At 58.8% G+C, this 22,501-nt stretch carries 18 protein-coding genes, 2 pseudogenes and 1 riboswitch; of the genes and pseudogenes, 6 read left to right on the plus strand and 14 right to left on the minus strand.

What is annotated here, in order from left to right; translation table 11 throughout:
• Nucleotides 1-108 precede the first annotated feature (108 nt).
• Nucleotides 109-363 (minus strand): hypothetical protein, encoded by a 255-nt coding sequence (locus tag NKH38_RS26775; protein ID WP_352764113.1) that lies wholly within the window; start codon nucleotides 361-363, stop codon nucleotides 109-111.
• A 344-nt stretch (nucleotides 364-707) separates the two neighbouring features.
• On the opposite strand from NKH38_RS26775, the gene NKH38_RS26780 reads away from it, so the two are divergent.
• Nucleotides 708-920 carry a cold-shock protein gene (locus NKH38_RS26780; protein ID WP_023671852.1) on the plus strand — a complete coding sequence of 71 codons (213 nt, stop codon included), beginning with the start codon at nucleotides 708-710 and terminating at the stop codon, nucleotides 918-920.
• Between the two features lie 226 nt (nucleotides 921-1,146).
• Here the strand turns inward: NKH38_RS26780 and NKH38_RS26785 are convergent, their stop codons facing one another.
• Entirely contained in the window at nucleotides 1,147-1,620 is a 474-nt protein-coding gene (locus tag NKH38_RS26785; RefSeq protein WP_023702968.1) for a Ros/MucR family transcriptional regulator, read from the minus strand.
• 1,162 nt (nucleotides 1,621-2,782) lie between these two features.
• Here NKH38_RS26785 and NKH38_RS26790 point away from each other — a divergent pair.
• Complete coding sequence (locus NKH38_RS26790; RefSeq protein WP_155924293.1) at nucleotides 2,783-3,787, plus strand: glycosyltransferase family 10 domain-containing protein; 1,005 nt, start codon at nucleotides 2,783-2,785, stop codon at nucleotides 3,785-3,787.
• Nucleotides 3,788-3,923: 136 nt separating this feature from the next.
• Here NKH38_RS26790 and NKH38_RS26795 read toward each other — a convergent pair whose 3' ends face one another.
• Nucleotides 3,924-4,277: a hypothetical protein gene (locus NKH38_RS26795; protein WP_023671848.1), complete on the minus strand. Its 354-nt coding sequence runs from the start codon at nucleotides 4,275-4,277 to the stop codon at nucleotides 3,924-3,926.
• A gap of 909 nt (nucleotides 4,278-5,186) precedes the next feature.
• Here NKH38_RS26795 and NKH38_RS26800 point away from each other — a divergent pair.
• Nucleotides 5,187-6,242, plus strand: a complete 1,056-nt coding sequence (locus NKH38_RS26800; protein ID WP_352764116.1) for a cytochrome-c peroxidase — start codon at nucleotides 5,187-5,189, stop codon at nucleotides 6,240-6,242.
• 433 nt (nucleotides 6,243-6,675) lie between these two features.
• Here the strand turns inward: NKH38_RS26800 and metE are convergent, their stop codons facing one another.
• The 5 genes from metE to NKH38_RS26830 form a co-directional block, all read right to left on the minus strand.
• On the minus strand, nucleotides 6,676-9,024 hold the full coding sequence (metE, locus tag NKH38_RS26805; protein WP_352764118.1) for a 5-methyltetrahydropteroyltriglutamate--homocysteine S-methyltransferase: 2,349 nt from the start codon (nucleotides 9,022-9,024) through the stop codon (nucleotides 6,676-6,678).
• Nucleotides 9,025-9,115: 91 nt separating this feature from the next.
• A riboswitch (cobalamin riboswitch) is annotated at nucleotides 9,116-9,315 on the minus strand.
• Nucleotides 9,316-9,720: 405 nt separating this feature from the next.
• Nucleotides 9,721-10,713: an adenosine kinase gene (locus tag NKH38_RS26810; protein WP_352764121.1), complete on the minus strand. Its 993-nt coding sequence runs from the start codon at nucleotides 10,711-10,713 to the stop codon at nucleotides 9,721-9,723.
• Between the two features lie 108 nt (nucleotides 10,714-10,821).
• Nucleotides 10,822-11,997 (minus strand): methionine adenosyltransferase, encoded by a 1,176-nt coding sequence (metK, locus tag NKH38_RS26815; RefSeq protein WP_023693516.1) that lies wholly within the window; start codon nucleotides 11,995-11,997, stop codon nucleotides 10,822-10,824.
• A gap of 53 nt (nucleotides 11,998-12,050) precedes the next feature.
• A complete protein-coding gene (gene glyA, locus NKH38_RS26820) occupies nucleotides 12,051-13,388 on the minus strand; it encodes a serine hydroxymethyltransferase (protein ID WP_352764122.1) in 1,338 nt (445 codons plus the stop codon).
• A 619-nt stretch (nucleotides 13,389-14,007) separates the two neighbouring features.
• Nucleotides 14,008-14,352 carry a recombinase family protein gene (locus NKH38_RS26830; protein WP_352764125.1) on the minus strand — a complete coding sequence of 115 codons (345 nt, stop codon included), beginning with the start codon at nucleotides 14,350-14,352 and terminating at the stop codon, nucleotides 14,008-14,010.
• Between the two features lie 386 nt (nucleotides 14,353-14,738).
• On the opposite strand from NKH38_RS26830, the gene NKH38_RS26835 reads away from it, so the two are divergent.
• The gene (locus NKH38_RS26835; protein ID WP_023671839.1) at nucleotides 14,739-15,041 is read left to right on the plus strand and encodes a hypothetical protein; all 303 of its coding nucleotides are present in this window, start codon (nucleotides 14,739-14,741) and stop codon (nucleotides 15,039-15,041) included.
• Nucleotides 15,038-15,514, plus strand: coding sequence for a type II toxin-antitoxin system VapC family toxin (locus NKH38_RS26840; protein WP_352764128.1), 477 nt, complete (start codon nucleotides 15,038-15,040; stop codon nucleotides 15,512-15,514). The genes NKH38_RS26835 and NKH38_RS26840 overlap by 4 nt, the downstream gene beginning before the upstream one ends.
• 799 nt (nucleotides 15,515-16,313) lie before the next feature.
• On the opposite strand, the gene NKH38_RS26845 is transcribed toward NKH38_RS26840, so the two are convergent.
• The 5 genes and pseudogenes from NKH38_RS26845 to NKH38_RS26865 all read right to left on the minus strand — a co-directional run bounded on the left by NKH38_RS26845 (nucleotide 16,314) and on the right by NKH38_RS26865 (nucleotide 19,705).
• The gene (locus NKH38_RS26845; RefSeq protein WP_352764129.1) at nucleotides 16,314-16,808 is read right to left on the minus strand and encodes a MaoC family dehydratase; all 495 of its coding nucleotides are present in this window, start codon (nucleotides 16,806-16,808) and stop codon (nucleotides 16,314-16,316) included.
• A gap of 400 nt (nucleotides 16,809-17,208) precedes the next feature.
• Nucleotides 17,209-17,625, minus strand: coding sequence for a bifunctional hydroxymethylpyrimidine kinase/phosphomethylpyrimidine kinase (locus tag NKH38_RS26850; RefSeq protein ID WP_502895773.1), 417 nt, complete (start codon nucleotides 17,623-17,625; stop codon nucleotides 17,209-17,211).
• Nucleotides 17,626-17,673: 48 nt separating this feature from the next.
• Nucleotides 17,674-18,271, minus strand: a pseudogene (locus NKH38_RS26855) (thiamine phosphate synthase); the annotation flags it as partial.
• Nucleotides 18,268-18,514, minus strand: a pseudogene (locus NKH38_RS26860) (thiazole synthase); the annotation flags it as partial. The pseudogenes NKH38_RS26855 and NKH38_RS26860, both read right to left, overlap by 4 nt.
• A 33-nt stretch (nucleotides 18,515-18,547) precedes the next feature.
• A complete protein-coding gene (locus tag NKH38_RS26865) occupies nucleotides 18,548-19,705 on the minus strand; it encodes a porin (RefSeq protein ID WP_352764131.1) in 1,158 nt (385 codons plus the stop codon).
• A gap of 1,009 nt (nucleotides 19,706-20,714) precedes the next feature.
• On the opposite strand from NKH38_RS26865, the gene hemN reads away from it, so the two are divergent.
• Entirely contained in the window at nucleotides 20,715-22,076 is a 1,362-nt protein-coding gene (hemN, locus tag NKH38_RS26870; RefSeq protein WP_286487845.1) for an oxygen-independent coproporphyrinogen III oxidase, read from the plus strand.
• Nucleotides 22,077-22,252: 176 nt separating this feature from the next.
• Here hemN and NKH38_RS26875 read toward each other — a convergent pair whose 3' ends face one another.
• Nucleotides 22,253-22,444, minus strand: coding sequence for a hypothetical protein (locus NKH38_RS26875; RefSeq protein ID WP_023727257.1), 192 nt, complete (start codon nucleotides 22,442-22,444; stop codon nucleotides 22,253-22,255).
• Between the last annotated feature and the right edge of the window lie 57 nt (nucleotides 22,445-22,501).

A 22,501-nucleotide genomic window follows, 5' to 3' on the forward strand; every position in this document is an offset into this window, starting at 1 on the left:
GGCTAAAGCCCAGTTCCCCGTCATCTTTGGCGAACGCTTCATCAAAGCCATGGCGGCATAATGTTCAACCGCCCACCCGCACACGGAATTCCTGACAGTCCCCTTAGGTCAAGAGCATCGCGTGAGTAACAGCCTGACCTTGCTCAATCTGATGCGCGCTAACCGCCTCGCCGGATTGTGGAACTGCTCGCGGGTGGCTTCTACCACAAACAGCAAGGTCATGAAATCAAGCAGGAAGTCGTCAATCGCTTGGGCGATTGTTTCTGACTTGCCCTTGAACTGGTCCAGCAAAACGCGCGCGCTATCGATCGCTTCCACGCTGGTCGCATCGATCAACCCCTCGAGCCTCTTGAAACAATCCAACTCGAAACTCCTTAAGGCGCTCCCAAGGTGTTATGCACGAAGGCAGCTCCGTGAACTACCCGGCCTTTTGACCTGGCGGCACGAGCAGCGGTCGGCCTTACGTCCCGCGCCTCCAAACACGAGCCATCGACGTGGCGCTGAGGAGCGTTGGAGGAAATTGGGCGCTTCCGGCCACGCTCGAGCGGTAGTATAGGACAGTGCTTGCTGGCGGCTACGCCCACAATGGAGTGCGCCAGCTGATCGGGGCTTAACAATTTTTCGCTTTTTGCTGCGCCCAACTCTCGGCTATGACTCGGACAGGCCTAATGGCCGCCCACGTGCATTGTAGAAGAAGGAACAAGTATATGACGACTGGAACGGTAAAGTGGTTCAACAGCACCAAGGGGTTTGGATTTATCCAGCCCGACAATGGCGGTCCGGATGTTTTCGTCCACATTTCCGCTGTCGAACGCGCGGGCCTCTCGACCCTCGCTGACGGCCAGAAGATCAACTATGAGATCGAGCAGGACCGCCGCACTGGCAAGTCCTCAGCTGGCAGCCTGAGCAAAGCTGGTTGAAATTTTCTCCTGCGAAGTCGCAAGAGTGGGCGTGTAGGCCCGGAAGTGCTCACTGCCGCTCGATAGGGACGAGCAAAAAGTGAGGGCAGCAGATTGCTGCATGGGTCGCGAATTCCTCATGAAACAAGTTGTTGGAAAGGAAGGCGGGGTTGGCCCCGCCTTTTTATATGACGCGCAGATTAAGCCGATGGATGCAACGCTCCAGAACGAATCTCGATTGCCGAAATCAAGCCGCGACCTTCTTGCGGGTTCGCTTCGTTGGCACCGGCGCTTCCGGCTCTTTCGGCGCTTTCGGTTTGCGGCCGAGCCCCATCGTTTTGGCCAATGACGAACGCTTCGCGGCGTAGTTCGGCGCCACCATGGGATAATCCACCGGCAGGCCCCATTTGGCCCGATATTCACCCGGCGTCAGCCCATAGTGGGTCGACAGATGGCGCTTTAAAGATTTGAATTTCTTCCCGTCTTCAAGGGAGATGATGTAGTCCGGTGTCACCGACTTCCTGATCGGGACTGCAGGCGTAAGGGCAACCGGCTCTTGTGCAGAGATACCTCCGGCCGTCGCTCTCAGAGCCGCATGCACTTGGCCGATGAGGGCAGGGAGATCCCCCACCGGGATCGGATTGTTGGACACGTAGGCCGACACGACGTCGGCGGCAAGCTCAATGAGGGTGTCGACGTTTTTTCCGGCTTCTTCTGTCATGAAACTCTCCAGGCGGTGAAACATAGTCAGCGAAGCGTCGCTTCATAGGGCCGGTTGCCGCTGAAAGCAACAATGTCTCTGACTGCGTTATTGCCAATGCTCGTCCAGAAGCGACATCGATGCGCCATATTTCGCGGCGTGACCGCTGAGCCACTCGTTGTCGGCGACCCTGCCGAGGTGCGTGGCGCGTGCCGCTCTAACTTAGCGCCGAAGTCGCTAGTAGCCTCGAGGCTAGGCGCGCTGTTTTTGTCTCGCTTTGCTTCTTTGGACTGTGAAATCGAGCGATAGTGGTCGGTTGATGGTGGGCGTCAGGGACGATGGAACAAACGTTCATTGGCAATGGCCAAAGTGATGTAAGTTCATCGCCGGTGAGCCGCTCTTGCAAAGGGCTGGGAACCGCCGCTGATAAACCTAGGACATCAATGTATTTCGAGGCGTTTCTTAGCCGGTCCTGGAGAGGCGGCAATGGCTGCGGATGACACCTGTTCCACGATATCAAACAGCGCGGCGACACGGGCAGCTTCTCGAATCTGGAGCGGCTTCTCGCACGCTGGCGCCGCGCCGAGAGGCCGGGCGAGGACAGTGAGTCGCCTGCTTCAACCATAAGCATCAACCAGCCAGCGACGCGTCCTCATACGGAATCCCTTGACCGGCCGTGTGATCTCGCGGGTAGTCGCCGCGTCCCTCTGCATGAAGCCTCCGGATGTGCTGACGATCAACCAGGCCAGAAAGGTCGACGTCCTGAAGCAGGGATGACATGAGTTTGCCACTATGCGCAGGCTTGCCTTGCCCTTCCGCGGCATTTTGCGGGGCCTGTGAGTTGGGCAAGCTCGGCACTTCGATCGACTTGGCGTCACCCGGCTCATCGCCATCACGCGTTTCGGTCTGGTCCTACGCCGTGACGTTGACTCCGTTCGCGATGCCATTGAACTGCCGTGGAGAACGGCCGAGGCGGAAGGGCTGATCAACCGCCTGAAGACGATCAAACGTACCATTAGGCAGCGCCGGCTGCGAACTCCTTAGGCACGCATGCTGCCACTCAGCCGGCCTAATCACCACACGAAGCGAGGAAGAACCTGGTCAAGTGCAAAGCGACAATTGCCTCGACAGCAGGTCCCGGAAGGTTTATGCTGCCCGATGTTACCGCAATCCTGAATGGCGATTGAGTACCTTCACGAGTGAAGGGAGTGGAACTGCTTTGTCGGCCAAATTGTTGACGGAACGCCCGGCGCCCATTGTTGCTACATGTTTAGATTCTTGGGGCGTTTTGGATGATGCAATCCACCACCTCACTCCAAAGGGCAGTGGAATCTGGAACAATGTCGCTTTTGTACGCACGACATCCTTCGTGCCCGATTGGCATATTGTCTTTAACTCTGCTTCTCTTTTTGGGCTCCCTGTTGATATCGAGGCGAGCCCCAACAGGACAATTTTTGCAATCGGCGAACCGCCGACGAAAGCTCATCGTGCATTTCATGAAGGGCAGGGGAAAAATACTATCGTCCTGACGTCTGACGCAGAGCTGGTTGCTCGGCAGAATGCAGCTCGCCGATTCGTTTTGTCTCCACCGATCACTCGGTCTTGGTCTGTAAACAAGACATATGACCAACTTCTGGTCAGCGAAGTCATGGATAAGCCACTTCGGCTCTCATGGATTACCAGTAACATCGCCCTGCTTAAAGGACATCGGTATCGGCTGGCGTTTCTGGAACGGCTAAGAAAGGAGCTCGATTTTGACCTGTTCGGCCGAGGTTTTCGGCTGATTGGAGATAAATGGAACGCACTCGCACCTTATCGCTACAGTATAGCGTTCGAGAATACTCGTGCTGATTACTATTTTACAGAGAAGCTTATGGACTGCTTCGTCGCTGAAACAATGCCGATCTATTACGGCAGCCCGGCAATCACGAGGTTCTTCCCTTCGGACTCTATGGTTCTGATTGACCCAGAGGACAAGAACGTAATCCAAAAAATTCAAGAAATTATCAACTCAGACCTCTGGAAGGAACGTCGCGGCGCAATAAGAGAGGCGAAGCGGCTGGTCCTCGAGAAATACAATACGTTTGCCTATCTCGCGGGCTTCATCGAAAGCGTTCAGGATAAACCCTTACCGCCAGAAATTATACACATCGAATCGCCTGAAGTTGATTTTTCGATAGACGAATGAAGTACTCCAACGCTCGCTCCGCGTGCCCGGCGGTTGGTGGTCTCACGAGATCGGTGCGGAACGCCCGGCGGAGAATGCCTGCTGCGCAAACGGGCCGGCACGGGCGCACAAGGTCATGCGCCCCGGCTGCCGCTAATCAGACGAACTGGGGAAGGCCAGGAACGGAATTGAGGACCTCGTCCACGAGTTCGTCGCCGGCATGTTCCTTGGCACAGGCGATCGTCTCGTTGGCGAGGGCGGCGATCTTTGCCATGCTGAGACCCTCACTCATCAATTGCTGCCCGAGCCCCATAAGGCCGCCACCCTCTGGGTCGTCCCCATGATACTTCGCTACTAATTCCGAAGCTCCCGGAATGGCCTCGATCATGCGCGCGCCGGGACCGTCGGCCGCGTGGCTCCGCAGGAAACCCAGCATTAACCCAACGGCCTTCTCTGCGACAGCCGGGCCGATGCCGGCACCAGTGGCGATGCGCGGTAAGATTTCTTCCATGCAGGGTCTCTCTCTCTTTGATTACGTTTACAAGGGCCGGTCCGGCGCCCCGCGCCTTTGGCCGAACCACAATTGAACTCCACAAAATAGGCCAGCGGAGGTGCTATTGCGCCTAAAACCGCCTCTGTCAACGCAAGCTGCGTCGGACGTGCGTGTTTCCCAAACCGAAAATCATTCCAATTCACTTCATTACGCACTGGCAACCGCACAGTTTGCGGTGGCTCGCTTATGAGCCAATGCCCCGCGCCCGTCAAATGATGACGACAACATGGTCATCGCCTAGGATCTGTGGATCAAGGTGTGAGGCAGTTGCAGTGGGTGGACCTGCTCAAGCGCCGCGCCATCCTCGCGTGATGGGATGTTCGTAGAAGCGGAGCTATATGCCGGTGTGACGATCGATGAAGGCAGAACGGCTATTCCGCTACGACCTCCATACTGTCGCATAGACCGTCGCTGCTTAGGTATTGAAACCGCCATCGCTGGTGACATCACAATGTGCAGTCGGCGGGTGTCGACAAGGCCGATTCACGCAATCAGCAGGTCAGGAGGAACGAATGAACCCTGACGTTTCAGAAGCTCACTTTTCGCAAGGCGTGCAGCGCACATCGTGCAAGAGATTGCCAGTCTTGCGGATGCTGTCGACTTTCTCAACCTTGGCTGGAAGATCGCAGTGACCGAATCTACGAAGCCGCCCTCAGGGCGTGCTTTGATGCATAAAACCGGTTGCCAACCAGGGATACTCCTCCTCCCTGAAGTCCAATCGAGAAGAGCGATCACTTCCAAGAGGGTCCCAGCTCAGCTGCGAAAACAGGTGTGAGACCCGTCCTCTCCCTCAAGCTGATCTAGCTCAGGGCGTTCATGAGCCGCAGATCGCATAATGGCTGCGTGGACGACGCAGGAAGACCAATTATGAAAATCCTATTCAGTACGATGGCTGTCACCTTGCTGGCACCCACCGCCTTTGCTGCGGATTCGATCCCCACCGACCTCAGAGATACGGCATTGGCCACCTTCACGGCTTTGCCATCCACCACGCCGACAGTCCCCAATAACCCGATCACCCCGGAAAAGATCGCTCTCGGCAAGGCACTGTTCTTCGATCCACGCGTCTCGGCGTCAGGCGTCTTGTCGTGCAATTCATGCCACAACCTGGCCACCGGCGGCGACGACAATCACGAAACCTCGATTGGCCATGGTTGGCAGAAGGGACAGCGCAACGCGCCGACCGTACTGAACGCTGTCTTCAATATCGCCCAGTTCTGGGATGGTCGTGCCGAAGACCTGAAGGCTCAGGCGAAGGGACCGGTCCAAGCCGGGATCGAAATGGCCAATACACCGGGCCAACTCATCGCCACTCTCAAGTCCATGCCGCAATATGTCGAGTGGTTCGATGCAGCTTTTCCGGCTGAAGCCGATCGGGTCACCTTCGACAACTTCGCCAAGGCGATCGAAGCCTTCGAGGCGACACTGGTCACACCTGCCCCGTTCGACAGCTTCCTGAATGGTGATGAGGTTGCCATGACTTCCGAACAGAAACAGGGCCTGGTGCTTTTCATGGACAAAGGCTGCTCGTCCTGCCATGCCGGCATCAACGTTGGTGGGCAAGCCTATTACCCATTCGGCCTCGTGGAACGGCCCAGCGCCGAAGTCCTGCCGGACAAAGACAAGGGCCGATTTGACGTCACCAATGCAGCCGACGATTCCTATGTCTTCCGCGTGGCGCCGCTGCGCAACGTTGCACTCACCGCGCCATACTTTCATTCGGGCAAGGTTTGGGATCTGAAACAGGCCGTCGCCATTATGGGGACCACCCAGCTCGGCGTAGTACTGGCGGACGAAGAAGTTGACCTGCTTGTTGCCTTCCTCAACTCGCTGACCGGAGAGGCACCTGGCGTCGCCTATCCCATCTTACCCTCAGAAACGGCGACAACGCCCCGGCCTGTAACGCAGATCTCAGGAAAATAAGGGCCAACTGGCTGCGGACTCGCAATCGAAAATGATTGGCGATTTTTGCTTGGCGACACGAATTGCGACGTCCATCTCCGAATTGGCGGGACGCTAGCGATACCCGAACCCTGCCACCTCGCCCGTAGTCTGCGCGATCAACTGGGGGCGGACAGACGCAGCACCATATATTGTCCTGAGCGAACGCGCCAAGCAGTCTACTTTGAGAAACGACGCGTGTCCGATTTGTTCGAGGCGCGGGGCCTGTATGTCCCCAAGCAACCAATATTATAGCGTAGTGCCACATTTATATTTCTGCGGGATTAAGACACGTGCCGTAGGGAAATTGCACATTTGCGCCGAGTGGCTCATTTCCAAGAGTGTGCCGGTTTGGCATGTTCACGGCCGACAGGAGCCAGCCGGTAGCTCACCACACGGTGAGGAAGGAGAAGCCTCAGGCCACTTTCTCCCGGAGCGCGCGCGCTGCAGCGACCATGTTCATGAGGGCAGGGCGGACCTCCTCCCACTTGCGTGTTTTGAGGCCACAGTCCGGGTTTACCCACAGTTGGCCGTCGGACAGTCGCTCGCGGGCAAGCATGATTAGGTCCGAAATCTCGCAGACCTCCGGCACACGTGGTGAGTGAATGTCATAGACGCCGGGACCGATCTCGTTCGGATATTTGGAGCTCGTGAAGGCGTCCAGCAGTTCCATCTTGGAGCGCGACGTCTCAATCGAAATGACATCCGCATCCATTCCAGCGATCGCGTCGATGATCTCGTTGAACTCCGAATAGCACATGTGGGTATGGATTCGAGTCGCGTCCTTTACACCCGTTGAAGCGATCCGGAAGCATTCGACAGCCCAGTCGAGATAGGCTTTCCAGTCAGATTGGCGCAGTGGCAATCCTTCGCGAAACGCGGCCTCATCGATCTGGATCATCCTTGCGCCGGACCTTTCGAGATCCGTCACTTCGTCGCGGATGGCGAGCGCGATCTGGCGGCAGGCTTCGGAGCGGGGTACGTCGTCTCGAACAAAGGACCAGTTGAGAATGGTCACTGGGCCTGTGAGCATTCCCTTCACAGGCTTTTCCGTAAGCGACTGGGCGAATTGCCACCAGCGCACCGTCATCGGATTGCGCCTCGATACGTCCCCGAAGATGATGGGGGGACGCACGTAGCGCGACCCATAGCTTTGCACCCAGGCATGCTGAGTGAAGGCGAAGCCGGACAGCTGCTCGCCGAAATGCTGTACCATATCGTTTCGTTCGAACTCACCGTGCACCAGCACGTCCAGCCCGATCTCTTCCTGCCAACGAATTGCTGACTCGATCTCCTTCTTCAGGAAAATCTCGTAGTCGACATAACTGAGCTGGCCCTTCGCATGAGCGGACCGGGCGCGGCGTACCTGCGGCGTCTGCGGGAAGGACCCGATTGTCGTCGTCGGGAACGGCGGCAGCCCGAGCGTGCCGGCCTGGACTCTGGAGCGCTCGCCAAAAGCGCTCTCTCGTCGTTTCATGCTATGGTCAATGCTGGCGATCCGCCCCTCAACAAGCGGGTCATGGATCTTCGTGGACGTCAAGCGAGTGGCGGCAGCCTCGGCAGAAGCTTTCAACGCGGCTGCCACCGCATCTCTGCCTTTGGAAAGGGCCCGGGCCAGCAAGACCAGCTCGTCGGTCTTCTGGGCCGCGAAGGCGAGCCACGACCTGATGTCGGCCTCGAGTTCCGTCTCCATGCGCAGGTCAATCGGCACATGCAGCATCGAGCAAGAAGGCGCGATTTCGACGCGGTCCAAGGGCCAGCCGGCGACGATCGGTTTGATGCGGTCGAGAATGGCGGGCAGGTTCGCACGCCAGACGTTGCGGCCATCGATCAAGCCGAGCGAGAGCACCAGATCCTTCGGAGCGAGCCGACCCACCGTTTCCAGCTGCTCGGGAGCGCGCACGAGATCAATATGCAGGCCGGCCAGGGGCAGAGAAACCGCGGTTTCGAGATTGTCTCCCAGCGACCCGAAATACGTAGCCAGCATGATCTTCAGCTCGGGCGCGGCTTTCGACAGCTGGCCATAGGCGAATTCGAACGCAGCTCGTTCGTTCGGGTTCAGATCGAGGACAAGCGCTGGCTCATCGATCTGCACCCAGTCGGCTCCCGACAGCTTCAGCCTCTGCAGGACTTGCTCGTAAACGGGCAGCAGCCGCGGTAGGAGCGCGATGGGACCGAACCCTTCGGCACGCGATTTCGCCAGCTTGAGGAAGGTGATGGGTCCAAGGATGACTGGGCGTGTGTGAATGCCGAGAGCTTTAGCCTCGAGGAAGTAATCGACCGGCTTCGATGACGAGAGGGCGAACGTCTGATCATCATCGAGTTCCGGCACAATGTAGTGGTAGTTGGTGTCAAACCACTTGGTCATTTCCATCGCGGTTACACCAGGTCCATGAGCCTCCTCCTGGTAACCAGCGTGTCCACAATCCTCCGTCTGACCCTGGTTGCCGCGCGCCATTGCGAAGTAGATGTCAAGTGGGACCTCGCCGCTATTCCAGCCGTAACGGGATGGAACGGCCCCGACCATGGCTGCGGTGTCGAGCACATGGTCGTAAAGCGAGAAGTCGTTCGACGGGATTTTCGACACGCCGCGATCGCGCTGCTCTTCCCAGCTAGCGGCACGGAGCGCCTTCGACGTCGTGAGAAGGTCGCCAGCGGACGATGTTCCGGACCAGTAGCTTTCAAGCGCGAATTTCAGTTCTCGCCGACGACCGAAGCGCGGCACGCCGAGCGTTGCTACAGGAATTTGCTGAGAGACAGTCATGTCATACCCCGATGGTTGGGGGCGTCGGTGACAAGGAAGGCGCTAGCAGGCCGGCACGCCGGTTGCAGCGGCCACCGAGACACCCCGCCCGTGGACGTAATTCGCCGTGGCAGGTCTCTGGCTCGCGGGGTCATAGCCTCTACCCGTCTTCCCGAGGGTATTCGCCTCAGTGACATGAGTGGATTGGCTCGCCGCTAACAGTTGCGGGGGCAGCGCCGGCATCGCACCGGCTTCCCTCTTAGCTCCGCTGCGGCAGCACCGTACGCGAGAACCACAACAGCAGACAATCACAGCAACCCTCTCTTTGTCAATGACGCATAATGAAATGTTTATGTCGTTATATGGTCGCGTTTTACGCCTTTGTCTAGCATTGTGAAATATTCAGTCTGCTGCCCGCATTCGGCATCGTGGGACGTGATCGCAAGTGAAGTCCGACGGACGCCGCGAGTTCTCCGTTACCTCAGGAACCTTACTGGCCTTCCCCAAGCTGAGCTTCTGGAAAATGCTGGTGACGATCTGGATGACGGTGAATGCTGTCATGGCAAGCACGCCTTGCACCGCTCCTCCAGCGAGCCTCACGGCAGCAGCATGGGTCAGTTCTCCGAAGCGAATGGCTGTCGCTATCAGCGAGCTTTGACACAGTTCCGCCACTGCGGTCATCGCGTCAGTAGGGCGGCTGGTTAGTTGCCCGCGCATCTACAGCAACCCAGCCCCTTCCGCCTCGCGGCGCAAATTCTGCCTTGGCCTGGGGCCGATCTGCTGGATCACCAGGCCGGCCGCCAGCGAGCCAAGGTCGCCGCAGGTCTTGAGGTTGCGGCCCTGCGTGTAGCCATGCAGGAAACCGGCGGCGTAGAGGTCGCCGGCGCCGGTGGTGTCGACCAACTCCTTGATGGCGGTCGCCTCGATGACCACGGTCTCGTCGCCGCGCACGATCACCGAGCCTTTTTCGGAACGGGTGACGGCGGCAATCTTGCAGTCCTTGCGGATCTGAGCCAGCGCCTCGTCGAAGGATTTTGTCTGGTAGAGCGACTTGATCTCGTGGCTGTTGGCAAAGACGATGTTGACAGTGCCCGAGCGCATCAGCTCGAGGAACTCGTCCCGGTAGCGGTCGACGCAGAACGAATCCGACAACGTCATCGACACTTCGCGTCCGGCCTCGTGTGCGAGCTTCGCCGTCTGCCGGATCGCCTCCTTGGCGCGCGGCGGATCCCACAGATAGCCCTCGAAATAGGTAACCTTGGCGCCGGATGCCTTGTCGGCCTCGACATCCTCAGGGCCAAGCTCGACGCAGGCGCCGAGATAGGTGTTCATCGAGCGCTCGCCGTCGGGCGTGACGAAGATCATAGAGCGCGCCGTCGGCGGCTCGCCCTTGAGCGGCCTGGTGTCGAAGGCGACACCCTGTGCATGGATATCGTGCGCATAGATTTCGCCCAGCGCATCGTTGGAGACCTTGCCGAAGAAGGCGGCGCGTCCGCCGAAGCTGGCTACGCCGGCCGCCGTGTTGCCGGCACTGCCGCCGGAGGCCTCGATCGCCGGGCCCATGCGGCTGTAGAGCAGTTCGGCGCGGCGCGTGTCGATCAGGTTCATCGCGCCCTTGATGATGCCGTTGATCTCGAGGAATGCCTCGTCGCACTGGGCGATGATGTCGACAATGGCATTGCCGATGCAAAGCACGTCATAATCCGGCATCAATGTCTCCGCCAAAAAAACCGAGCCGGCTTCTCGCCACGCCTGCCAGGCGCGGGTCTGCTCGGTGGAAATGGGCTTTCCGCTTGCCAATCCGTTCGCCGGCGGCTCTCACGGGGCGGCGAGTCCTGCCTCGCGACGCAATTCGTCCGCCCTGTCTGTCTTCTCCCAGGTGAAATCAGGCTCTTCACGGCCGAAATGGCCATAGGTCGCTGTATTGCGATATATAGGGCGTAAGAGATCAAGCATCTTGATAATGCCTTTCGGTCTGAGATCGAACAACTCAAGAATGAGGCGCTCGATCCTGCTTTCCTCAACCCTGGCTGTCCCGAACGTGTTGACCATGACGGAAACCGGACTGGCCACGCCGATTGCGTAAGCAAGCTGCACCTCGCACACGTCCGCAAGTCCGCTAGCGACGATGTTCTTTGCGACATAGCGGGCTGCATAGGCAGCCGAGCGGTCAACCTTGGACGGGTCCTTGCCCGAGAAGGCGCCGCCGCCATGACGACCCATCCCGCCATAGGAATCGACGATGATCTTGCGTCCAGTGAGACCGCAGTCGCCGCGCGGCCCGCCGACTACGAACCGCCCCGTCGGGTTAACCAGAATTCTGATGCCTTCCGTCTCCAGGTGGGTCGGCAGGACAGGCTTTATGATTTCCTCAATGACGCCCTCGCGGACAGTCTCTTGCGAGACCTGCTCGTCATGTTGCGTCGACACGACGATGGTATCCAGGGCGACCGGGCGCAACCCCTCATAGCGCACTGAGACTTGGGATTTCATGTCAGGACGCAACCAGCCAAGCTGTTGTGCCTTCCGGACATACGCCTGCCGTTTCGTCAAGCGATGAGCGAGCTGGATCGGCAAAGGCATCAGGGTATCGGTTTCGCGGCATGCGTAGCCGAACATGAGGCCCTGATCTCCCGCTCCCTGCTGGAGGTCTTGCCCTCTTCCCTCGTCAACGCCTTGGCTGATGTCGGGCGACTGCTCGGTGAGGGCATGAACGACGGAGCAACGCCGGCCGTCAAAGCCGACGGCCTCGTCGTCGTACCCAATGTCGAGAATCGTATCGCGCGCAACTTGGCTGTAATCCACCTGGGCATCGCTGGTGATCTCGCCAGCCAGAACGACTATCCCTGATTTTACCAACGCTTCACAGGCGACGCGCGCCTTGGGATCTGTGCGGAGGATGGCATCGAGGATGGCATCCGAGATGTTGTCGGCCAACTTATCCGGGTGCCCCGCGCCAACCGATTCGGAAGAGAACACGAACTGCCTAGCCATGAATACCTCGCTTCGGATGTTGGATGTGGTATGGGCATTTTGCTTGGCCCACCTTACTTGTCGGAGATGCCCGGGACCTCGAACGCAGCGCACAAGTCGGCAACGTCTCTTCGCACGCAGGCATGGAGATCTTCGTCGTCTGGCCGCTGGAGGACGGAGTCAATGAAGCCAGCAATTTGCACCATTTCCACATCGCGCATGCCCATTGACGTCACTGCTGGCGCCCCCAGGCGAATTCCGCTTGTGACCGCCGGATGCCGCGGGTCGCCAGGCACCATATTAAAGTTTGTGATGATTCCTGCCTTTGCTAGTCGCTCGGCATAGGCCTTGCCCGATAGTGGCCGATCGCGAAGATCAAGGATCAGCATGTGATTGTCCGTCCCCCCGGTAACCAGGTCATAACCTCGCTCAAGCAGTGCATGTGCCAGAGCCTTGGCATTCTTGACCGTCTGTTGGCCGTAGCTTCGGAAGGAGGGGTTCGCGGCTTCGTGCAAGGCAACCGCTAGCGCAGCGATGGCATTCATGTGAGGTCCGCCTTGCAGGTGAGGGAAGACCGCCCGGTCTATTCGTCTGGCGAGATTGTATTTGCTCTTTGTATGGTACAGGGCCTGATAGCGATCTTCGTTCCTTGACAAAATGAAGCCACCGCGGGGACCGCGGATCGACTTATGGGACGTGCTGCTGACCACGTCGCAATGGCCCACGGGATTCGGGTGCGCTCCCGCGGCAATCAGGCCGCTGATGTGCGCAATGTCGGCTACGAGATAGGAGTTCGCTTCCAGGGCAATTTCTGCCATTGCCGCGTAGTCAAAGACACGCGGGTAAGCAGTTCCGCCGACCCAGATGAGCCGCGGCCGTTCCCGCTTGGCTGTCTCGCGCAAGCGGTCATAGTCAATCTGCTGTGTCGTTTCATCCAACCCATAGGGGACGCGTTGATAGTCAGTACCGGAAAAGTTGATGGCCCAACCATGAGTCAGATGGCCCCCTTCCGGAAGGGGCAAGCCCATGACTTTGTCACCGGGACTCAAAAGCGCACGATAGACAGCCTGGTTGGCCGGCGAGCCGGAATAAGGCTGGACGTTGGCATGCTCGCTGCCAAATAGTGTTTTCAAGCGCTCAATGGCTAGCTTCTCAAGCTCATCAACGATCTCGTTTCCAGCGTAGTAGCGCGCGTCGGGGTACCCCTCGGCGTACTTGTTCGTGAAAATCGAGCCGTTCGCTTCCAGCACGGCCGAGGACGCAAAGTTCTCTGAGGCGATGAGCTTGAGGGTCGTCCGCTCCTGCCGCTCCTGTCTCAGAAGCAGCTCGTGGACGCGGCAATCAACCGCGGCCAAGGAAGACCGCCCGTGGGTGTCCGGCTGTGCGATCGCGCCGTCTGCGGAGTTGTCCATGGTAGCTTCGCGCTCCAATTGGATTGACCTATTTCACGATCAAGCACGCGGTCCCTTTCGGCCGCGTGTCTCGTACCGCTTCGAGCCGCTGCAGGTCCTGTTTATGATAGCCGTCGCGATGGGGCAGGAGATCGACCAATAATTGAACCAGCCCGCCGTCGTTGGATCCTGCGTTGAGATGGTACGAGCGCCACGGAGGCTGTTCGTTGCAGCAAAGAAAGTCGGCTCTGGCGAGCAGCCGGACGTGTCGCGCAACCCGCTCTCGACACACGCTCAGAATCTCCGCTAGCTCGCAGACAGTTAGGTCCGCATGCGCACAAAGGCCCAGGATTCGAAGGCGGTCAGGATGCGCTGCCATACGTAGGCGACTAACCAGTGTCATCATGGCTCAGGACCAAGTCCTACCGAATTTCTCATTTCGCGTTCTCCGCAGAAGTTGCGATTTCGAAGGGTTGTCCAACGACCGGACAAATCTCGGTGGCCGTGACGACCGTCGATATCCTGTGTCGAACAACAAAGGGCGTTCTTTTGCCTTTAGCCGAAATTGCAAGCAGTTCGGCCAGTCGAAGACAAGCGGGGCCACGGTTTGGAACCACTGACCTCAGACGTTGCAATAAGCCTACCATTCACAGCGAGCCGGAGTTGCTAAGAGTCTATGAATTTCCTTGAAGGATCTGTTGCAACGTTTGCCCAGCCTGGCCTGCTCCCGGTTTGCAGCGGTCATGGTCAGGCGATCCATCGCCTCTGCGAGCACGATCAGGAATTTGCCCTGCATCGCATCGCTGATCAGCTCCTGAAGGCTGGGACGCAACAGCGACCCGCCGCAGATCGCGCGGTGGGTATTGCTGTCGACGACTGTCCAGCCTTGCTTTTCAGCACGCAAGCAGCAGAGCCGCAACTGATCCTCGATCGAGGCGTCTCGGTGATTGTCAGTTGAGTAGCGAGCGCCAAGCGCGACCTTCATGAGGCGGCCCCTTACTCCGGGACGCGGTCTCGCGTCTGGCTATCCGTTTCGGCTTGAACGAAATCCCGTGCGGCCTGTCGTGCCAGCAGCCGGACCAGATGACGAAGCGTCGATCGGGCTTCGGCGACGCAGACACAGCCGATTCGCGGGCCGCGCCGGCGACCACACGAAGCTTTTCGGCTGTTGCCGTTTCGGCGCGCTATGATCGCGTTCCTGTCCTGACGCGAAATACTCCGTTTCGCGACAATGATGCCAAGTCAGTGCTTCGACAAGCTGGAATTCTATCAATAGCGCGCGTCGCGCAGGAGCCAGTGCTGGCCGATGACGGCACCTTGTGCTCCGAAGAAGCCATGGCTATATATCCGGATAGAGAACGGAGGCACGCGATGGGCAACACTGCACAGAAGAGAGCCATCGAGAATTATCGCTCTCGCCTGGCTGAGCGCGGCATCGCGCGGTTCGAGATCCAGGCGTTCGACGCAGACCGCGATCTGCTGCGAACTCTTGCCCGAAAATTAACGGAGAGCGGGCCGGATGCCCGACAGCTTCGTCGGACCATACAGCAAGCCGTGGCGGGTGAGCCACCGAAAGCGGGCAGCATTCTCGCCGCGTTGCGTCGCTCGCCTCTGGTTGGCTCCAATCTCGACCTCAGCCGGCCGCGCGAAGAGGGGCGCAAGATCGACCTGTGACGCGCTACCTTCTTCATACCAATATCATCAGCAACGTCATAAAGCCGGAGCCTTCGGGCTCGTTGCTGGCCTGGATGGGCGCGCAGAAGGACGAAGACCTCTTCATTGCTTCGCTTACTGTCGCCGAAATTCGCCGAGGCATCCTAGAGAAGCCGAAGGGGAAAAAGCGCAGCAGCCTTGAAACTTGGTTCGAGGGCTCCGAAGGCCCGCAAGCGCTGTTCGCTGGCCGCGTGCTATCGTTCGACGAGAAAGCTGGCCTCGTGTGGGCGCGGCTGATGGCCAACGGCAAAGCCAGAGGCCGTTCGCGGAGCGCCCTAGACACAATCATTGCCGCTGTAGCCGAAGCCAACGAGTGTGTCGTAGTGACCGACAATGAAAAGGACTTCGAGGACGTTCTGATAATCAACCCGCTCCGTAGCTCTGGAAGCCAAGCGGGTGATGATAGCTCCAACGGTCCGGCCGATTCAATTTGAGGATTTCAGCGGCACGGAGTCCGAACGTCTCGTGTTCGCCTACCTTTAGCGATGGCTGGATTGATCTTGCTTGGTTCGGCCAGGGCGTCTCTTCCAGTTCCGCTTTAATGCCATCCCGGTTCATCTAGTCAGCTCGATCTACCAACAGTTCGCTCGCACGAGCGCCGCGGACAAAGCGATCGCAGGGACTGCGCGATATGCGTGTCGAGCTCGTCCATCTTACACTCGATCTCATCTTCGAAGGCCTCTCGCCAAACGCCACTGTAGTCGATGCCGCGCGCGGCTCGGGGCCTTCTCATCGAGGCTTTCTCGCGACTGGTCTGGCGCGCTACCAATGGCAAGTTCGCCCGCCGGGAACTCGTCGGTCTGTACTCCCAGCTCTGGGCGTCCACATCAACTGCGGAGGCTCTTGGCATCGCCGTGTTCTGCCTTTAGCTGGCAGCTCTCGAGCTCGACGAGCAGCCGATCAGCGACACCCGCGACCTCAAGTTCGACCCGGTTGACTCGATAACACCCTATTGGCAGATTCAGTCGGGGAGGATCTGCCCACTCCGATCACAAGCCGATCTTTCGACCCCGTAGTCGGGAATTCTCCATGGACCTTCGTGAAGAAGGAATGCAGCGCCGAAAGCCGAAGCGCTTCCGATACATCGAAGCCCCTTCCGAGTCGGAGCCCCGATTAGGCATTCCTGCCACTCTATCTAGCCGACCCCCGTGGCCGCGTTGCCGATCGGTGCGCACTGGTCGCCTACATCGCCCCGGCACGTGAAGATCGTCTCTGCTGACGCTCGTTGACAATTCAGGCCGCCTCCGGCTGGCGTTTGATCAGCGTCAGCGTCAACCAGCGCGCGGTCAGCGCCGGCTTTTTCGAGCCCTCGATCTCAATCGTCACGCCCAGCGCCGTCTGCACCCAGCCCGACGGCCTGACCTTGACGTCGGCCAGTACGAAACGGGTGCGGATGCGCGATCCGGTTTTCACTGGCGCCAGGAAGCGCAGCGATTCGAAGCCATAGTTGACACCCATCTTGCAGTTTTCGAGCGGCCGCATGGTCTCGAAAGTCATCGCCGACAAAAGCGAAAGCGACAGGAAGCAATGTGCGATGGTGCCGCCGAACGGCGTCTCGCGCTTGGCGCGCTCCGGATCGCAGTGGATGAACTGGTGGTCATCGGTGGACTCGGCGAACTGGTCGATCATCCGCTGCGAGACCACCCGCCACGGCGACACGCCGACTTCCTTGCCGACGCTGGCCAGAAGCTCGTCGAGACTGATCGGTTCCAAGCTAATGTCCTCCATTTCAACCGTCCGAAGCGCGAGCGGCTTCATTCCGTGAACAGTGTCAGCCCATGCTGCACCGACTGCCGGCCATCCATCGGCAGGATGGCTCCGGTGAGATGACTGCCGTCACAGCTGCACGAATAGAGCGTTCCGCCGGCAATCTCATTCGGCGCACCGATGCGGCCGATCCGAACATGGCTGCAGACGAGCCGGCTTGTACTCGGTCGCGGTGCGCGTCGTGCAGGCCACTGAAAGCAGCTCGTCTTGCTACCGGTGATCATTCCGCCGGCGCCGCTATGCGGTATTGTCGCAGATTGATAAAATCGATTGTCTGGATAGGAACCATCCGTGTTTCGAATTTGGAGGAGTCCGGCAGACGGGGTGGCTTGGGGTCCTTGTTGAAGCGCGCCGGCCTCATTCACCGGTAGCACTGAGCCGGCAAGAAGCGCCAGTTCAATGACATTGGGTGTCGACACGGCAAAGCGGCATCAGATGCTACTTCATGATGCGGGATGGCGCTTGCTTCAAGAAGCGCTCGGCCTGACGTGGAAGCCAGCACCGGATCTGGACTGTCGATATGCGCCCGATATTCGCGCAGCACAGCCTGCAACCGCAGCGAGATGATCTCAGCCGTTGCGAGCATGCCAACCTTGGTGCCGGCCACTCTGTTAGCTTGAAGCGCAACGCGCATTTGACCCGTCACCAAACCGGGTTGCGTAACTTGGATTTCCAAGGCGTCTTCCTGGGTTTGCACCGTCAGCGCGCTGACAGCAAAGGCAGGTGCGCACGTCAAGGCAAGCGATCGTCTCGATCTCGCGGGCAATTCCAGCCCCACCGCGGGAATCTGACCCGACAACAACGAGCAGATGCGGTTCTCGCCCCAGCGCCATTGTTCTGTCTTTCGATGCATTCTCGCGTGCGCGCTTCTGGGGCGTCGTTCAGCGCAAAGTCGGTGACCACGGCTGCGCTTTCCGCGCCAGCCTCGAAAAACGCCTTCGAGCCGGTCAGGTTGAGGCCTCCGACGGAGACCAATGGGATCGGCGCGACCTGGTGCTTCCACTCGCTGATCCGCTCGAGCCCTTGCGACGCCCATTCATCTTCTTGAGGCTAGTTGGATAGACTGGGCCGAGCGCCACATACTCCGGCTCGGCCACTGGCGCCGTTTCCGGTTCGGTGTGATCGTGGATCGAAAGACCGAGCTTCATTCCGTCGTATTTAATCGTCAGCATCGGCGGCAGCCAAATCCTTTTGACCAAGATGGACGAAGTCGCAGCCTTCCTCGATTGCCGTGCGCCAATTGTCGTTGACGCTCACTTGGCAACCATGGACCGCGCAGGCGTCGTTCGCGCGGCGGATTTCCGTCTGCAGTCCTTTCTCGTCCATATCCTTTATCCGGAGCTGCAGCAGACGCACGCCGAGCGGCGCCAGCCGGTCAACCCAGCCGGCACGTCGAAATTCAGATAGAAGGGATCGAGCTTCATGAGAAGACAGCCCTGCCGACCTTCGGTGAGTAGCGCGGTTCGAGCATTCCAGTGCTAGCTTCACGAATGGCATCGACCGCCCTTGCCGAACGCACGCGCCATCCCGACCGGATCGGCCGCCCTCGGGACCGCCGTGTTCAGGAGCACGGCGTCAAACCCGAGCTCCATGACGTCGCCGCGTACGACGGCCGTCCGAGCCACGCATCCACAATCAAACGGAATGTAGGGGAAATGTCCGCGCATCAACTGCACCTCGGAGCTCAACGCTTCATCGCATTAGAATGAGCGTTCGAAACGCAGGATACCGCCGACACTGCTCTTCTTGTTGGCATTGGCCCAGTTCACTTCGGAAGCTTTCACCTTTCCGACGGCGGAGCCTCCGTAGCGGTCGTAGTCGAGTTCAGCCGTAACTGTGAAATCTGGAAGAAGCGCATAGGCGACGTTCGCAGCGACACCATAGTTCTTGAGCTGATCACCCGAGAGCTGAAGGTTGAACGAAGTTGTCTCGTTGACCTCGTAAGCGGCGCCAGCCCAGAAAGCCCAGTTCCCGCCCCAAATCTTATAGAAGCCGCGACCATGAGCGTCGATCGCGTTCATGGAGTCGTCGTTGAGCTTGCCATTGGAACCGTAGCCGAACATTCCGAACAGCAACAGTTCGTTGGTGACATTGATGTCGACACGGACCTTGGCGGCTACCGATTCGTAGTTGCTATCATAACCAGCAACGCCGGTGATCGCTCCCCAGCCATGTGTGTATTTCAAGCCGCCGACTATGTGCGGAGCGTAGTTGTCGATTGTGCCCACCACGCCTGAGCCTTCTTCGAGCGAAACCACGGCGGAAAAGCCGTTCGCGGCGTCGAAGTAGTACTGGACCACATCGGTATCCAAAGCGCCGTACGGAACCGGCGTCTGGTTGAGTACGTCACCCGCGCCGCCAATAAACATGTCGAAGGCCGACCAGTCCTTACCAACTCGGAGGCCACCAAGCTGAATCCAGGCGAAAGTCAAGATGCTGTCTCCGTTGAAGGCATAGGACCGAGAACTGTCCGAAACCAAAGTGTGGCGGTTACCGAAATTCACGCGGGTTTCGGTGTAGGTCTTCAACGTGCCGAGTTCGGTCTCCTGGCCGGTCCAAGCTTTCAGTGTGAAGCGCGTATTGTTTTGCCATGTACCCTGATCCTCACCAGTCCTCACATCTGAGGTTCTTGCGTGGTCAAACAATCCGACATGGCCCAAGCCGACGTCGTAACTGACATAGCCGCGGATGCGCAGGCAGGACTCGGTGCCTGAAATGTAGATGTAGCCCGAGCCGTAGACGTCGCAGATCTTGAGGTACTCAGTCGGATCAGGCTCGGGGACGATGATCACGGCGCGAGCGTCGGAAACGGCGACCAGTGCCGCAGTTGAGCCGAGGAGGAGGCTCCCAATGGTCATTGTTGATCTCCGTCTAAATAGTAAAAGGAATCGAGACCGATAAATGATTTTTGCTAAGCAAACGGTTGATAGCGCATCAAGCTGAATTCTAGGAGTGTTGCTGCACCTGTCGTGCTAATGCTCAGGAGAATTTAGAATGTGATTGAGACTTGTTGTCACATACATTAAGTAGTTATCACTCCCAGACGGTCATACAACATTTTTGTACAATCACCCTTTTCACCTCCGCGGCGGGCCTCACAAAGGGTACTACTGCAAATGACGTGCCACCCTGACGGCCCAGCTGCGGCTTGAAGCTCAAATGTGCGGGCGGACCTTGGTTCGCGTTTCCGTTCTTTTTGCCTTGCGGATCCACCCAAGCACGAACGGCAAACGTTTCGGCTACGGTTCGTCTGTTCGCTTCGCGACAGTTTGGCTTAATGGCGACGGCATTGTTTGCTGTGAGCCCCGCCGTTGAGGCATCATGCGGCGGCCACCGCTCGGTACGACGCCGTCACTTTGGCGAGCTGATGGTCGATAACCACGCGCCGCAGCCTTGCACCACTGAGTCGGTAGGCGCCAGCCTTGGCATTGCGGCGGACCTGACGGTCGCGTCGAGCAGGTTTTCGTGCTGAAAGCGGCGCGGCACAGCTAATGCTTCTGCCAGCAATTCACACAACGAGCTCATCGAGACGGCAGAGATCATTATGGGCGGCGGTAGCTGGCGTGCAAAGTCTGGACCCAACACCGTATATTGTCTCATCGGATGCTTCATCTGCGCTCAGAAGAGTCTCCCACGCGCAGATGAAGGGAAGGGACGGTGGAACAAAACGGTGCGCGTGAGGGTTTCGGCGGGAACACCATCGTCAGTCGCTGACCGAGTGCGCTCAGACCATCGCTGTCCAGCCAAGACTGAACGGCGCCCATTGCTAAAAAATTTCGAGCCCAAAGCGGAACGGACTGACATAGCGCAAAGACGCAGGCGAGCGCAGCGGTAAGGTTGGATGTTATCAGCATGGGACGGTGACCGTTGCAGACCACGAAATTTCGAGAGGCCCGGCTGCCTTGGTACACTATCTATCCGGCTGTGTCGGAGTTCTCTGGGGCGGTCGGCGCCGAGGCTTATGAGGAATGGCTCAGGAACCTGCCGGCTGATGATCCGGTGTCACTCTATCTGCACGTTCCGTTCTGCCGATCAGCCTGCTGGTATTGCGGCTTCCCAACCACCATCACCCGCCGTGATGCGCCCATCCTCAACTATCTGGCGGCGCTGCGTGACGAGATCCGTCTGGTTTCGGAGCGAGTGCCGAAGACGTTGCCCGTGAGCGACATACATTTCGGCGGCGGAACGCCATCTCTCATCGGACCAGCCGAGTTCCTCGCTCTGATGGAGTTCCTGCGATGCCGCTTCGCCATCTCGAAAGCAGCTACGGTCGCCATCGAGATCGATCCACGCACGCTCACGCCCGAGATGGCGGAAGGCTTGGGAGCGGCCGGCGTGAACCGCGCGAGCCTGGGCGTACAGAGCTTCGATCCCATTGTTCAAAAAGCGATCAACCGAATCCAGAGCGAGGCCCAGACGTCGGCTGCCGTGGAAGTGCTGCGCCGGCATAGAGTAAGCCGCATCAACTTCGACCTCATCTACGGCCTGCCGCGTCAAACGGTGGAGTCGTGCGTCGAAACAGTGAGGGCGGCGGTCGCCATACGCCCCGACCGGCTTGCCTTGTTCGGCTACTCGCACATCCCATCCCAAGTAAAGAATCAGCGCCTCATCGAGGCGGAATTTCTTCCCGACAGCGCTGCCCGCGCTGAACAGTATGCGGCTGTCGCCGTGACGCTGATTGCCGCCGGCTACCGACAAATCGGGCTCGACCATTTCGCTTTGCCGGACGACGAGCTCGCGCTGGCACAGGAAACAGGTCACCTGCGACGTAACTCGTTGGGCTACTCGGCGGATACCTGCAGAACCCTGATCGGTTTCGGCGCGTCGGCTATCGGCCGCATCGGCCAGGGATACGTTCAAAACGAAGTTACACGGGATTCCTACATCCAGCACATCGCAGCTGGCCGACTGGCTACATCGAAGGGCCATCGCCTCACAGACGACGACCGCGTGCGAGCCGCAATTATCGAGCGATTAATGTGCGATTTCGAGGCTGACGTGCCGGCAATCTGTGTCGCCCACGGATCTGATCCGATCCGTCTTCGCGATTCGGCTGAGCGCTTGGCCATGCTGGCCAAGGACGGGATAGTGGACTTCGAGAACGGCTTTGTCCGCGTACGGCGGGAGCATCGCTTTGGGATTCGCGCTGTCGCTGCCGCATTCGATGTTTTTAGGGATGGCGTTACGTATATCCCGCAGCAGCTTAATGCGATGCAAAGCACGACATAGTCCGGCATCAATGTCTCCGCTTGGAACCGCCGGCCTACTTGCCACGCCGGCCGGGCGCTGGTCTGGCAAGTGGGCTTTCCGTTTGCCAATGCGTTCGTTCCCGGCCCTCACGGGGCGGCGAGTCCCTGCCGTGAGCGCCTCACCCGCGAGGCTACATGGCGGCCGTGGAGATTACCTCAGCAGCGGCGCCCGATCGGAAACCTTAGCACCTCAGCGCTTTGGCGTGGCTGCTTGAACTCTTCGACGGCAACCGCCTCAATTAGCAGGTCCAAGGCTTCGCGGCCCCTTTGACTCATCGGGTCATCCCCACAAAGGTAGTCATACGCTCGATCTAAATGCACTCGGGCGGCGGAAAAATCGCTTGTCATATCATAGAACCCTCTCTACCCGCCCGCATTGCCGTCTACGAGGTGAAGGTAGTGCAA

It is taken from the genome of Mesorhizobium sp. M1078 (genome assembly GCF_040318615.1).
Taxonomy (GTDB): domain Bacteria; phylum Pseudomonadota; class Alphaproteobacteria; order Rhizobiales; family Rhizobiaceae; genus Mesorhizobium.